The organism is Nocardia sp. NPDC047038, from assembly GCF_040644075.1.
In the GTDB taxonomy this organism is placed as follows: Bacteria; Actinomycetota; Actinomycetes; order Mycobacteriales; family Mycobacteriaceae; genus Nocardia; species Nocardia sichangensis.
Genome location: NZ_JBEYVQ010000004.1, coordinates 293,126 through 304,522, shown reverse-complemented (window position 1 = coordinate 304,522; position 11,397 = coordinate 293,126). Strand labels below are relative to the sequence as shown.

Here is an 11,397-nt window from a genome sequence, read left to right as displayed (position 1 = left end):
CGCGACACTCTAGTTCTCGAGGCAGGTGAGTCTTCCGCGCCGACTTCCGATAGCCTGCTGTCGTCGACGCCGGGCATGGAAGGACAACGTCCGAGCCCGGAGACCAACAGTGACAACAGGATGTGCAGGCAATCCGTGGTTCTCGAAAGTTCTACCGGTCGGACGATGCCGACCTCCTCCGTCACGACAACCGCGCTCGCGGACTATGACCCGATCGATCGGGACGGACCGCAAGCAGCGCCGGTTGCTTCGTCGCCGACCGCCGAGATCAAGGAAAACCGACCGGCGCGTGGCAGCGAGTATGCGGTGTTGCTGCGTCGAGTGCGCCAAGCCGGGCTACTGGATCGGCGGTTGCGGTATTACGTCTGGAAGAGTGCGGTCACCGCGGTGGCGTTCGCTGCCGGGTGGGCGGTGTTCGTCATGGTCGGCGACTCGTGGTGGCAGCTGGTGGTTGCCGCTTTCTTGGCGGTGGTATTCGCGCAGTTCGCGTTCCTCGGTCATGATGCCGGGCACCGACAGATCTTCGCCGGTCGGCGGGGCAACTACTTGTTCGGTGTGATCACGGGCAATCTCGGCATCGGGGTGAGCATCGGCTGGTGGGTCAGTAATCACAACCGCCACCACGCTCACCCCAACACCGAGGGTTCGGATCCGGACGTGATGGGGGTGCTGGCCCATTCCGGCGATCGAGCACGGACCGGCAAAGGCATCCGGCGGTTGATTTTCCGCTATCAAGCCTGGCTGTTCTTTCCGATGTTGTTGCTCGAGGCAGGCAGTCTGCACTATGCGAGTGTCCGGGCGGTGCTGCGCTGGGCTATACCCAACCGCGTCTGGGAGGCCGCGCTGTTGGCCGCACACGCCGCCGGGTATCTCGCCGCGGTCTTCCTGGTCTTGTCGCCGGGTAAAGCGGTCGTCTTCATCGCTGTGCACCAGGGCCTGTTCGGGTTCTATATGGGCTGCACTTTCGCGCCCAACCACAAGGGGATGGAGGTACTGGCCGAAGGCGAGTCGACAGACTTTCTGCGTCGGCAGGTGCTCACGTCCCGCAATGTCCGCGGCGGCCGAGTCGTCGACGCCGCCTTCGGCGGACTGAATTACCAGATCGAGCACCACCTGTTCCCGTCCATGCCGCGGCCCAACCTGCGCCGGGCCAAGCCGATGGTCGAACAGTTCTGCGTCGAACTCGAGGTGCCCTACTGCGAGACCAGCGTCCTGGACTCCTACCGCCAAGCGCTGAGCCACCTCCACGCCGTCGGCCGACTCGCCGGCCCGCAATCTTCTGCGGTAGCCGACAGTCGACCCGACTGACTTCTCACTCAGCTGAACCATTACAGCGCTATCTACCGGCTTCTGGCCTGGTCAGCTCGTTCCGGCGGCACAGCAGGACACTCGGACTCGATCCTGTCAGCGGACCCGAGCACCTTTCGCCCGCTCGGCGTGACATTTTCGCGACCATTTCGTAATGTATCGGTGACCTATTCTCGACTGTAATCGGTAGCCGACATCATGCCTGGTCAACACCGTAAACGAACCGCAGCCCGGAAGCTCAGTGCCCTGGCGGTATGCGGCATCGCCGCGGCCCTCGCCGTCGTGTTGTGGGCGGTATCGCGACCGGGCCTGGAGGCTCAGCATGCCGCAGCGGCCGATTCGCCGCCGTTGGCAGCCGTCGCGCCGCCGACCAGCGTGCCGTCGATCACTCGGCCGACAGCGGCGTCGTCCGCGGCCGAGCAACCACCACCATCGGCCAGGGAGGCTGCGCAGCACCTGCCACCACCGCCTCCCCCTGTACCGTGCTCGACCGAACTCGCAGGCACGCGGCCGCACGTGGCGCAGGTGGGCAACCTACTCAAGAAGACGTTCGCCGTCGCCGACATCGGCGGCGCCATCGGCCGTAGCGACGGCGACCACGGCGCAGGCTTGGCACTCGATCTCATGACACCCGATTCCGCGCGGGGCGACGCGATCGCCGAATACGTGCTGGCCAATCAGCAGCGTTTCGGTGTGACCTACGTGATCTGGCGGCAGCGGTACAACGATGGCAGCGGTTGGTCCTATCTGGAAGACCGCGGGAGCCCGACCGCCAATCACTACGACCATGTGCATGTGTCGTTCGACAAGGCCGCCCAGTGGGACGTAGCCTGCTGAACTTCATTCGGTGGGTGGCCCGAAAAAAGTTCGTGCCGTCCGGCGACTTCGCCGGGCGGCACGAACCTGTGTTCAAGGAAGCTCAGCGCTCGCAGCACTGGGAGCTGTCTCCCTAGCGGGCAAACGGAATCTCGGGGTCCACCCGCCGCATCTGCTTCGATGCGGCGAATCGACTAGTTCAGCTGTAGCGACTTCACCGCTGTAGTGCGGGCCGCGGTGTGGAGCGGAGCGGCGCAGGGAAGTCCGGCCCCGAAGGGGCAGACGGACGATGCGGTGATCTACCGAGACCGGATCAGGAGGCGGGCTTGGGCTGGGTCAGGTCCCGGATGCCGGTGATCGCATCGATGACGTTGACGACGGCGGAGGTGCCCCCGTCGAGGGCCGAGCTGCCGGAGTCCAACATGGCGGAACCGGAGGACGAGCCGGCCGAACCAGTGGACGAGCCACCGTCGGCCGAACCCGAGGCCAGGCCCGCGGAACCGGTGCCGGCGGCGGAGTGGGCGGCGGAGGCCACCGCGACCGGGCCGAAGAACAGGGCAGCGGCGGAGACGGTGCTGGCGGCGAGAAGGGCCTTACGAGAGAACATCTACGGAGCTTCCTTTCACAGTGGGATAACGACGCCATCACGGGCGCACCAGCAACGTTAAGAAAAAGAAATCTACAAATCCACTTCTCTTGCTGTGGTAATCATCACCGTTAATAGTTGGCTAACTGAATATTTTGCCGAGGTAACACAAATTGATCTTCATCCCTCGCTGAAGTCGATGATCAAATCAAGTCGATTTCTCGACACCCCGCGTATCGACGTGCGGCGGAGTCGATCTCGCGATGTGCTTCCATTCCGTTCGGCGTGAGTCGAGCCGACGGCACACTCGACGCCACCAGCCTGTGTCGTCTGGTTTGACCTGCTAGGGGACGAGTCGCACTGCGGTAGGTCGGTACAATTTCGCATCCGATGCATGTCCTGCGGCGGCTCTCCCGTGCCCAACCGATGCATTCGACTACCGAACGCCCCTCCGGTCGATCCATCCAAGTGGAAGCATGCTCTCCGGTTTCGGTCGACTATTGCGCAAATCTGCGGATCCTCGGCGTCGCGATCGCTTTATGGCGCAGAGATAAACACGTCTTCTGCAAATATGCAGACAATGCATCAGCCTGGACGGATTGTTGTTGAAGATGAAATCGGCGACTGCATCCCGTTACAGACCTGCCGGATGTGCTGGCTGGTGCCGCTGAGACTGCCCTGGGGCCTTGGCGTCGACGTGATAGACGAGCATGCCGCCTGCGCAGAGCCCGCACAGCACGATCGGCCGATTGTCCCGGGCCCGGTCGTGTGCGGTGAGGTCGACGAGACGGTCGACCCAGTCGTTGTCGATCGGGTTCGCGTCGGGCTCGGCCGCTCCGCCCCTGTCTCGGCTCGATGCTCCGACGACCGGTAGTCGAGTCGAATCGGCTGATCTTGAATGGGGTATGTTCGAAAGGCTGGCATGGCAGGAGGATTCGAGGGTGACCGCAGTGAACGGTATGTCGGTCGACGTCCGGACATCCGACGGTGTCGCTGACTCGTATGTCGCCTACCCCGACGATGGCGCCGCCCATCCGGGAGTGCTCGTGATTCAGGACGGTTTCGGACTGCGGCCCAGCCTGCGATCACTGGCCGATCGTATTGCCGCCCATGGCTACACCGTTCTGGTGCCGAACGCCTATTACCGGCACGGGCGTGCGCCTGTGATCGAGCTGCCGGACTTCATCGACCCGGGGGAGCGGCCGGAGATCTTCCAACAGGTCTTCCCGATGATCCGCGAGCTGACCCCGGAGCTCCTGCGTTCGGATGTCGGCGCATATCTCGAGTGGCTGGCAGCGTCGCCGCAGGTCATAGCGGGAAAGGTCGGCGTCACGGGTTACTGCATGGGTGCGCGGCTGGCGGTGCTGACCGCCGCCATGTTCCCCGATCGGGTTGCGGCGGTGGCAGGATTCCACGGCGGACCGCTGGTGACCGACGCCCCGGACAGTCCGCATCTCACCCTCGGAAACATCACGGCGGAACTGTATTTCGCCCACGCGGGCGAGGATCACCACATGACTCCGGAACATATCGCCCTGTTCGACAAGGCGCTGGATGCCGCCGGTGTCCGCCACCGCACCGAGGTCTACGAGGGTGCCCAACACGGCTACACCCAGGCCGATACCTCCGCGCACGACCCCGAGGCCGATGAACGGCACTACCGCGAACTGCTGGCCCTGTTCGACCGCAATTTGCGCCAGTAGCCGGGCTCGGCCGACCTCGCGGAAGCACCTGTCAGGTCGGCGGCGCGTGTCGGATGCCCCGCCACCCTAGCGGGAATCGGACCCCGGAGGCCTGGACGTCGTGAATCAGCTGCGCGTAGCCTTCGCAGACCTCACCGAGGTGATACCATGCCTCGTGCCGCACGTCGTTGTCATCGACGTGTAGCACCGTCCACCACGCGTTGGCATAGATCTTTGCGATATGGCTGATCACCTCTCCCAGGGAATGGGTGTGCCTGCGCGCTCCGGGGGCTCTCGGAACATGGACGAACGCCCACGAATCGATCTCGCTGACGATCTCGGCAATGTCGATGTGGACGCGGGCTTCATCGAATTCGGCGGGAAGACGCGTTCGATTCAGGCGCACTGGGATCAGTGCCGCGTGCAGATCGCCCAACTCCCTAGCCCACTCGATCAGCGATGATCCTTGCGTAAGGTGACCAGCGATCGCCGCCAATAACTGATCAGGCCCGAGCAACGGTGCTTTTTCTTCCTCCGGATCGCCGTCGTCGCGCGGCCGGAGTGGTTCGGCTCGGGAGCAGAAGACCGTGGCGGTCATCGTCGCACCTCATACCGAGGCGCGATGGAGGTCGGTCCCTGACCATCAGCTGCGCCGGAGGTGAATTCGACGCGTTCGTCCAAGCGTCCCACTGGAGTTCCTTCAAAACCGGGTTTGCCGTTGCTGTCGATCGCTCGTAGTCCCGCGTCGGATACGCGCCTCACGAAACTGCCTGTTGCCCAACCAAAAACAGATACGCGACCGCGACGGCAGCGATCGCTATCGCTGGGATCAGCTGCGCGAACCGGTCGCGAACGCGGAGGTGGCTGGCAGCGGCGCCGACCATCAGCGCCACGATGCCCACTGCGGCGAGGGCGCCGACGGCGGGGATCGTCAGCCCCAGGAGTGCTCCGATCGCACCGAGCAACTCCAAGGCCCCGATACGGCGGAAGGCGTTGACGCTGAATCCGAGGTGCGCCGCGGTGTCGCGTTGGAAGCTGACGGCCAGGGTCATGGTTGTACCGGCCCCTAGCAGAACGATCGCGAGCAGAGCTGCGAGGATGGTTGTTGCGGTCATGGCGATCTCCTGTTGTCGATGTCGAGAATTGGTCCCTGGATGTCAGGGCGGTGGGCATAGCTGAGTGCTGCCTGCCTCATATGAGGTTCGAATGCAGCCCCTCGGTTCGGGGGTGGGGCTGACGCCGACGATCTGGATCTCGCCGATGTCGACGGCTCCGTCCAGCGGTTCGGCGCGGGCCTGCCTTCAGGTCCGTAGCCGCCAGCCGCAGGCGATATGGGTGGCTCGAGATGCCACCCGGTACAGGTGTGCTCTTGCCGTGTCCGGTCGTAGACGAGGGGAGCGCGGGGCGAATTGTCGGGCCGTCCCTGTTCACTCTCCTTCCAGGATCGGCAGGAGCAGACGTGATCTGGAGTGCACCGTATTGATGCTCGGGCTGCCGACGGGGGCGTGACTGAACAGCAGCATGGGGCGGAAGTCCTCGCGGCTGTCGTCGCTTGTGAGGATGAGCCGGATGCGGTGCCCGCGGCGGAATCGGCGGGCGTTGGCCACCAGCGGGATGCGGTAGTCGACCGGCTCCCCCGCAGGGACGGGCTCCCACGTCCTCATCGGGAGGACGGGCCTGCCCGTCGCGCTCGCGTCCTCGTCGACGTAGCGCATGCCGGCTCGCAGCCAGCCTTGGGTGACGTCGATGGCTTTGCCGTCCGGGCCGACGTCTTGCAGGAGCAGGATCCATCCCGTGTCGGCCTCACTGCTGGTGGCGGTGAGCCGTAGCTCGGGGTGACCGACCATGTCGAGGTCGCCGAGAAGGGGATCGCTGGTCCAACTCAGTTCTGCGGGCATGGCGTTCGCGCCGTCCGTGGCGTAGCTGCGCTCGCCCGGTTGCTCGTCGCCGGTGAGGGAGCCGTCGGAGTTGAGCGACAAGGCCATGTGTTTCGCAGGCGGGGGCCAGGAGTCGGCGGTGAGCCACCGTTCGGCCCCGGGCAGCCAGTAGCGGATGGCGGGGCCTTCGAGAATGCCGGTGTCCCGCCCCTTGAGCCAGTGGTCGAACCAGGCGAGGGCCTCGATGTGCATGCTCTCCCATGGCCAGGGCAAGCTGTGCTCCCCGAGCATGGTCATGCGCACGTGCGGGTTGTGGTCGAGGGCCTTCCAGGCTTGGAAGAGGCCGGGTAGATGCAGGGGGACGTTGGACCACTCGCCGCCGAGGTAGACGGGGATGTCGACGCGGGACAGCGATTCGGTCAGGTCACGGTCGTCCCACCACGCATCCCGGGTGGGGTGTTCGGCGGTCACCGCGTTCAACAGGGCCTCCCATGGGTGGGCATCGTGGCGGAAGCGGCTGACCAGCCGCAGGCCGAGAGTCGCCTGTACGCCGTCGGTGTGCCTGAACCGGCGGTGGACGGCGGGAATCGCGAGAATTCTGCGCAGGAGGCGGGACAGGCCCTTGCGGTAGAGAGAGTCGCCGTGGGCGGACAGGACGCCTAGCGCACGGAACCACGGGGTGATGAAAGCCCGGCTCAACAGGCCGTTGTGGTAAGCGGCTTCCCAGGCCTGGACGGTGACATTGAACGGGAACAGGGCCTCGAGATGAGGTGGGCGCTGGGTGGCCGCCGCCATCTGGGTCATGGCGTAGTAGCTGATGCCGATCATGCCCACCTTGCCGTCGCACCACGGCTGCCCCGCGACCCACTCGACCAGGTCGAACAGGTCCTGGCGCTCCTGCTCGTCGAAAAAGGTGTACGTGCCGTCCGAGCCCACTGTGCCACGAAGGTTGGCGATGACATGGGCGTAGCCGCGTGGAACCCAGAAGTCGGTGGTGCCGGCCTCGATGACCGCCGCGGGGGCACCGAGGTCCTGGAGTTGGCGGGGATAGGGTGCCGCCGCGATGAGCGCGGGAAATCTGCCGTCGGCGTCGGGGCGGTGAATGTCGGCCAGCAGCCGGGTGCCGTCACGGACCGGGACAGGCACATTGTTCTCGCGGGTCGTCCCGTGGAGAGCGGGGGACAGGTCGCGATACTCGCGACCTGTGGTCTGCGGTCCGTTCAACTGACGCTGACCGGGCTCCGCACCGGCTGCTCTTACCCGAGACACGGCATCCTCATTTCCACATATACAGAAATTAATGGGCTCACGGTACGCCCGGCGCCCCGCTACAGGCAAGAGCAATTTCCATACATGCTGAAATATCTGTCGTCGGCGGTCCGAGCGCCGCGCTCGGTTCATCCGCCGCTCAGGCGCTCTCCGAGACATCGGCGCCCAAGGGACCGGTGAGGTAGTGCTGCACGGTCGGCCCGATCAGGCGGACGACCTGCTCCGTGTGCAGGTCGGCGATGCTGTCGAGGGCCCAGACATAACGCGTCATGGCCAGTCCCACGATCTGAGTGGCCACCAAGTCCGCCCGCAGGCCGGCCTCGTCGTCGGGAAGGCTCGCCGACACCACCTGCAAGACAAGATCGGAGAAGACGGCGCGGAGGCGCTCCATGGCGAAGGGCTCGTGACTCGCGGCGAGGATGATCGACCGCAGAATCTCCGAGGTGGCCGGATCCTCCCACATGCGCAGCGCCGCCTCGACAAAGGCTCGTCCGCGCTCCTCCAGTGGCACCCGAGCGGCCTCCCCGATTGCCGCACCAAAGGATTCCGGCGGCTCCAGCGCCGCCTTCAGCAGTCCCATCTTGTTGGAGAAGTAGTAGTTCACCAGGGTGGGGTCCACTTCGGCTGCCTTCGCCACGGCTCGCAACGACGTTCCGCTGTAACCTCGCTCGGCGAAGGACTTACGCGCCGTTGCGAGGATGCGGTCCGCCTGCGCGCCACGTTCCCCCCGAGGCCCCCGCCCCGCTCGTGCCACCATGTTCCACCGTCTCCTCTGCCGGTTCCGCGCTGCCCGACTGCGTGCGACCAAGTTTCCACACACACTGAAATCTGTTTCAGCCTACCGGGCAATTCAGCTCCCGGTCCCGCGGGAGGCTTCGCAAGCACCGCGAGAGAAAGTGACCCGTATGGCCGCGACGGCCTTCGAAGGGTGTCCTACCGCTATCGCTGCTGTCCAGGCGTAGGGGGAATGAGGGAGAGGGCTTGGGCCTTTCGCAGCGCTGCGATGCGATCGTGCACACCGAGCTTGCGGTAGAGGTTCTCGGTATGTTTCGTCACCGTCGCCGCCTTGATCCCGAGTCGGGTGCCGATGGCATGCGCGGTAAGGCCGTCGCACAGGAGCGCGAGCACCGCCGACTCCCGGGGAGTGATCTTGTACTCCGCGGGATCCGCGCGCATCGTGTGGTGTGCGAAGGCTGCCGCCTCGTGCGCTTCGACCGTGTCGAGCAGCGACCTGGCGAGCACGGCGTATTCGAGATCGCGGTCGCTGAACCCGCCACCGCTGCGGCTCATGATGACGCCGCGGATCCGGCCGGGTTCGGAACTCAACGGCAACGCCAGCTGGCGGTCGATGCCGATGGCATCCTTTCCTGCCCGGTATGCCTCACCCTTCCACCAGCGATCGTCGGCTACCTCATCCATCGTCAGCGGGGTTTTGTCTCGCGTCAGCGCATAATGCCGAAGCAGGGGGTGAGACCGCATGTGCGCGTGGATCAGTGCGTCGAGCGGTGCCTCGTGTAGCCAGTCCGGCGATCCGGTGAGCGCATGGCCGGTTCCTGCCCGCCAGTTCAGGTCGATGAGAACCGCCAAGTCGCACGGTAGATCGGCGGTCAAGCGTTCCATCAGCAGCGGCCAGACCCGCACCGGCTCCTTCTCTGTGATGATCTGCAACGCGAGATCGTGGATGCGTTTGGCGTCTCCCCCTGGCACAGCGTCCATTCCAGCATTGTGCAGCACCGGTTCCCGGAGATCGGCTCGAGCTGAGAACGATATACGAAGTTCTTCGTATATCCGCCTTCGAGCGCCGAAATTATCGTTGGTCTCCGTAAGTATCCGGCGGACCGCCCCTTTGGATCGACACGGCGTCGGCCGCATCGAAGGATGGTTCGCCCGGGAAGTGGACCAGGAAGCATGTTGCGCCGGAAGCGCGCAAGTTTGCCGGGGGAATGCATGCGAACATTTGTCGTCAATCTCGATCGTGACACCGAGCGACTGACCGTGATCTCCGAGAATCTGGCGCGCCACGGGATGCTCTTCGAGCGGTGGCCTGCCACCGACGGGCGGACGCTGGATTTCGATCATCCGGAGCAGGGCGAAGTTGTCCAGGACTTCGGCCGCTGGGCGTCGCTGGAGGCTGCCTGCGGGATCAGTCATATCAGGCTCTGGCGCCATATCGTCGACCACAGGATTCCGTGGGCGATCGTGCTCGAGGACGACGCCGAGCTGATCTCTCCGCTACCCCACGACGTCGACGAGTGGGGACTCCCTCCGGACTGTGATCTCGTCTTTCTGAGCAGCAGGGCCACACCGGGCCGGATTCGTTCGACCAGCGGCAGGTTCTCCTACGCTGACCTGATCGGCGGGGCCGGTACCGAGGGGTATCTCGTCGGACTCGCGGGTGCGGTCAAACTCCTGCAGATCATGACTCCACTCAAGGATCCGCTCGACTTCCAGATGTACGCCCATGCGGAGTCCGTACAGCGACACGATGCGTTCCCTTACTTCTGGAAACTGCCCATCAATCCGGCCGCGGCGCATGTGCGGCTCGACGCCTACCGCCTCGTTCCCGATGTCGTACGCCATACCGGAGCGGAATCCAGTATCGGGAACAGCCGCCATCCCAGAGCCAGATTCTACTGTCGGCTGCTTCTCGGGCTGGACTTCGCCGACGGAGGATACGGATCGGGCGGCTACACGAATATTCGAGCCGAGTCGGCCCGGCACACTGGCGATTTCGCCGCACGACGACCATCTCGGCACGTCACCGACTTCTTTCACGGAGTCGACTTGTCGCATTGCCCGGGTGGGCGCGCGTACGAGGTCGCGACGACACTCGCCGACCACGGAGTGAACAGCGTTCGCCTGAGCGTATGGGTCGACGACAACTCGCCGATGAACCTCGAGCACGCCATCGGCTTGGCTCAGGCCGCTCGATCCGCCGGACTCGCGATATGTCTCACGCTGCACTATTCCGACACCTGGGCGGATCCGGGTAAACAGTGCAAGCCACGGGCGTGGGCATCGCTGCCGATCCGGACGCTGATCGAGGAAGTTCGCCGCTACACCGCGCACACCCTCACCGAGTTCCGCCGTCATGACATCCAGCCCGCCATGGTGCAAGTCGGCAACGAAATCACCAACGGGATGTTGTGGGCGGAGCCGGGACAGGATCCACGCAGCGGCGCGCGGCTACACCCGGAAGACGGCGTCGAGAGCGACTGGAATTCAGCCGATCAATGGGTGATTCTGTCCGAACTCCTGCGCGCGGCGACGATGGGCGTGCGGGAAACCGCCGATGCCACCCTCATCTCTGTTCATCTCGACCGCGGCGCCGACGTCGAGGGCGCCGAGTGGTGGTTGCGGTACGCGGACCATTTCGACGTCGACTACGACGCAGTGTCGCTGTCGTTCTATCCACTGGCACATCACGACGCTACGATTTCGCGGCTGCGCCGAATCGAATCCCTCTGCGCATCGCGACCGCACAAGAGCGTGTTGATCGGCGAGACGGCGTATCCCTTCAGACCGATCGCGGGGAACGACCGTACCTACACCGACATCGAGCGGGAGTTCTCCTTCGATGCGCGCGGGCAGCACGAATACCTCAGATCCGCTCTGCGAACCATTGGAAACCTGTCGACGGGATGCGGACTGTTCTGGTGGGGAGCATGTTTCATCGACGACAGCGTCGAGCAGTCCGTCGACTACTTCCGCGCCCACGCCCTCTTCGATGCCGATTGGCGCCCTCTTTCTGCGCTCTCGGCCTTCAAGGAGAATCCGGGGTCGAGGGCCAACACACTCGTAGCCGAAGCCGCCGGGCCACGTTAGTGTCGTACGCCACGCTCGACCGGACAGCCCCGGG

The 11,397-nt window shown here is 64.7% G+C and carries 10 protein-coding genes and 1 pseudogene; 4 read left to right on the top strand and 7 right to left on the bottom strand.

Annotated features, from left to right (window positions below):
- The first annotated feature begins 165 nt into the window (after positions 1–165).
- Together ABZ824_RS17915 and ABZ824_RS17910 are read left to right on the top strand one after the other, a co-directional pair.
- Complete coding sequence (locus ABZ824_RS17915; RefSeq protein ID WP_356964216.1) at positions 166–1,308, top strand: acyl-CoA desaturase; 1,143 nt, start codon at positions 166–168, stop codon at positions 1,306–1,308.
- Positions 1,309–1,506: 198 nt separating this feature from the next.
- Positions 1,507–2,145, top strand: a complete 639-nt coding sequence (locus tag ABZ824_RS17910) for a hypothetical protein (protein WP_356964214.1) — start codon at positions 1,507–1,509, stop codon at positions 2,143–2,145.
- Between the two features lie 292 nt (positions 2,146–2,437).
- Here the strand turns inward: ABZ824_RS17910 and ABZ824_RS17905 are convergent, their stop codons facing one another.
- A complete protein-coding gene (locus ABZ824_RS17905) occupies positions 2,438–2,731 on the bottom strand; it encodes a hypothetical protein (RefSeq protein WP_355073792.1) in 294 nt (97 codons plus the stop codon).
- 658 nt (positions 2,732–3,389) lie between these two features.
- Positions 3,390–3,512 (bottom strand): annotated as a pseudogene (locus ABZ824_RS17900) (alpha/beta hydrolase); the annotation flags it as partial.
- A gap of 139 nt (positions 3,513–3,651) precedes the next feature.
- On the opposite strand from ABZ824_RS17900, the gene ABZ824_RS17895 reads away from it, so the two are divergent.
- The gene (locus ABZ824_RS17895; protein ID WP_356964212.1) at positions 3,652–4,413 is read left to right on the top strand and encodes a dienelactone hydrolase family protein; all 762 of its coding nucleotides are present in this window, start codon (positions 3,652–3,654) and stop codon (positions 4,411–4,413) included.
- 31 nt (positions 4,414–4,444) lie between these two features.
- Here ABZ824_RS17895 and ABZ824_RS17890 read toward each other — a convergent pair whose 3' ends face one another.
- From ABZ824_RS17890 to ABZ824_RS17870, 5 genes are all read right to left on the bottom strand, one after another.
- Positions 4,445–4,990 carry a hypothetical protein gene (locus ABZ824_RS17890; RefSeq protein ID WP_356964210.1) on the bottom strand — a complete coding sequence of 182 codons (546 nt, stop codon included), beginning with the start codon at positions 4,988–4,990 and terminating at the stop codon, positions 4,445–4,447.
- Between the two features lie 160 nt (positions 4,991–5,150).
- A complete protein-coding gene (locus ABZ824_RS17885) occupies positions 5,151–5,507 on the bottom strand; it encodes a DoxX family protein (RefSeq protein ID WP_356964208.1) in 357 nt (118 codons plus the stop codon).
- Positions 5,508–5,819: 312 nt separating this feature from the next.
- Positions 5,820–7,538 carry a CocE/NonD family hydrolase gene (locus tag ABZ824_RS17880; protein WP_356964206.1) on the bottom strand — a complete coding sequence of 573 codons (1,719 nt, stop codon included), beginning with the start codon at positions 7,536–7,538 and terminating at the stop codon, positions 5,820–5,822.
- Positions 7,539–7,677: 139 nt separating this feature from the next.
- A complete protein-coding gene (locus tag ABZ824_RS17875) occupies positions 7,678–8,295 on the bottom strand; it encodes a TetR family transcriptional regulator (RefSeq protein ID WP_356964205.1) in 618 nt (205 codons plus the stop codon).
- A 182-nt stretch (positions 8,296–8,477) separates the two neighbouring features.
- Positions 8,478–9,254 carry a helix-turn-helix transcriptional regulator gene (locus ABZ824_RS17870; protein WP_356964204.1) on the bottom strand — a complete coding sequence of 259 codons (777 nt, stop codon included), beginning with the start codon at positions 9,252–9,254 and terminating at the stop codon, positions 8,478–8,480.
- 231 nt (positions 9,255–9,485) lie between these two features.
- Between ABZ824_RS17870 and ABZ824_RS17865 the strand changes: the two genes are divergently transcribed.
- Complete coding sequence (locus ABZ824_RS17865; protein WP_356964203.1) at positions 9,486–11,363, top strand: glycosyl hydrolase 53 family protein; 1,878 nt, start codon at positions 9,486–9,488, stop codon at positions 11,361–11,363.
- Positions 11,364–11,397 lie beyond the last annotated feature (34 nt).

Excerpts from the sequence above, each read along its gene's own strand:
- ABZ824_RS17885 (WP_356964208.1), bottom strand. The coding sequence starts at position 5,507 with ATGACCGCAACAACCATCCTCGCAGCTCTGCTCGCGATCGTTCTGCTA.
- ABZ824_RS17915 (WP_356964216.1), top strand. The coding sequence starts at position 166 with ATGCCGACCTCCTCCGTCACGACAACCGCGCTCGCGGACTATGACCCG.
- ABZ824_RS17910 (WP_356964214.1), top strand. The coding sequence starts at position 1,507 with ATGCCTGGTCAACACCGTAAACGAACCGCAGCCCGGAAGCTCAGTGCC.
- ABZ824_RS17865 (WP_356964203.1), top strand. The coding sequence starts at position 9,486 with ATGCGAACATTTGTCGTCAATCTCGATCGTGACACCGAGCGACTGACC.
- ABZ824_RS17870 (WP_356964204.1), bottom strand. The coding sequence starts at position 9,254 with ATGGACGCTGTGCCAGGGGGAGACGCCAAACGCATCCACGATCTCGCG.
- ABZ824_RS17905 (WP_355073792.1), bottom strand. The coding sequence starts at position 2,731 with ATGTTCTCTCGTAAGGCCCTTCTCGCCGCCAGCACCGTCTCCGCCGCT.
- ABZ824_RS17875 (WP_356964205.1), bottom strand. The coding sequence starts at position 8,295 with ATGGTGGCACGAGCGGGGCGGGGGCCTCGGGGGGAACGTGGCGCGCAG.
- ABZ824_RS17890 (WP_356964210.1), bottom strand. The coding sequence starts at position 4,990 with ATGACCGCCACGGTCTTCTGCTCCCGAGCCGAACCACTCCGGCCGCGC.